Here is a 440-nt window from a genome sequence, read left to right on the forward strand (position 1 = left end):
TGCTCCAGCGCAGGAATCAGGTGTTCGGTCACGGCTAACGCCGCAGACACATGGATGGCGGTGGGAATAGTGTCGTTACTGCTCTGTCCCAAATTCACATCATCATTGGGATGAATCGAAGCCCCCGCTTCTTCGCACAGATGAGCAATCACCTCATTAACGTTCATATTGGTGCTAGTGCCGGAACCCGTTTGAAAGATATCAACAGGAAACTGATCGCCATGGTGACCCGCCAACAAGTCATTACAGGCCCCAACAATGGCCACTGCTTTATTGGAAGGCAATTCTCCCAGCTCCCGGTTTGCTTCAGCCGCACAACGCTTAATGTGCACCACCGCCTGAATAAACCGTGGCGGAAGCGTGCGGCCGCTAATAGGAAAGTTATCCACCGCCCGCTGTGTCTGTGCCCCCCAGCGAGCTCTACTTGGAACCGCTATCTC

At 53.9% G+C, this 440-nt stretch carries 1 protein-coding gene; it reads right to left on the bottom strand.

All coding sequences use genetic code 11. The features are described 5' to 3' along the window. The coding region (locus F8C76_RS19210; protein WP_249042464.1) for a lyase family protein at positions 1–389 on the bottom strand (389 nt) is incomplete at its 3' end. Between the last annotated feature and the right edge of the window lie 51 nt (positions 390–440).

It is taken from the genome of Flagellimonas olearia, from assembly GCF_009184425.1.
GTDB classification, from domain to species: Bacteria; Bacteroidota; Bacteroidia; order Flavobacteriales; family Flavobacteriaceae; genus Flagellimonas; species Flagellimonas olearia.